Origin of the sequence: Aequorivita aquimaris (genome assembly GCF_001573155.1) — a bacterium.
Lineage (GTDB): Bacteria > Bacteroidota > Bacteroidia > Flavobacteriales > Flavobacteriaceae > Aequorivita > Aequorivita aquimaris.
The window spans coordinates 1-820 of record NZ_JRWG01000036.1; the positions used below are offsets into that span (position 1 = coordinate 1).

The window sequence follows — 820 nt, forward strand, 5'->3', positions numbered from 1 at the left end:
CTTCGACCGGATCGGTCAGCTTGGCGTGCTGGTCCTGCGCCTGCAGGCCGTCGTCGACGAGCTGCTTGTAGGCCGAGTTCTTCTCGAGCTTGGCCGCGCCTTCACGCAGGTTGCTCGACTGCCAGAAGCCCTGACGGACGCGCTTCGCCTGGTTCATGATCTTCTGCTGCTCGAACAGCTTCGAGAACAGGATGTAGAAGGAGACGATCGACATCAGCACGAGGATCGTGAAGACCGACTGCGAGATGAGGCCGCCTTCCTTCAGAGCGGCCTGCAGGCCGAACTGGTTTTCGGCTGCCGCGGTGCCGCCGGCCGCGAGAATGGTGGTGAGCATTTGGGTTAAATCCTTGTCAAACGGTGTAGAAGTTCGGGGAGGATCCGCCCGTCGCCCGGCCTATTCCGGATAACGGGCGGGCCGCATCATTCCTTCGGGATCTTCCAGACCACGCGCCGGGTCTGCGTCGTGGCGATCGGGTTACCGCTGGCGTCCTGCGCCGGGGTATAGCGTCCCCGCCGCGTGATCGCCGCACAGGCTGCACGATCGAGAGCCGACGAGCCGCTGGACGAAGTCGTCCGGCAATTCTCCACCCGGCCAGCGGTGCTGATCGTCCAGGCGATCACGCTGGTGCCCTCTTCGTTGTTGCGAAGCGAGCTGGGCGGATAGTCGTCGTTCGTGATCCACGCCGACGGGTCACCCTTCGCACCCGCAGCCTTGCTGACGACCGGCGGAGCCGGCGGCGCAGGGGGAGCAGGCGGGGCCGGCGGCGCTGCGATCGGCGTCAGATTGACGGCCGGCGGCGGCGTCGTGACCGTCTGGATC

Annotated in this window: 2 protein-coding genes; both read right to left on the minus strand. The window is 65.9% G+C overall.

Going from position 1 to position 820, the window contains the following annotated elements:
• On the minus strand, positions 1 to 334 hold a 334-nt coding region (locus tag LS48_RS15860; protein ID WP_204376477.1), incomplete at its 3' end, for a hypothetical protein.
• Between the two features lie 86 nt (positions 335 to 420).
• Positions 421 to 820 (minus strand): energy transducer TonB (locus tag LS48_RS15865; RefSeq protein WP_131807745.1); only part of this gene is annotated, 400 nt, incomplete at its 5' end.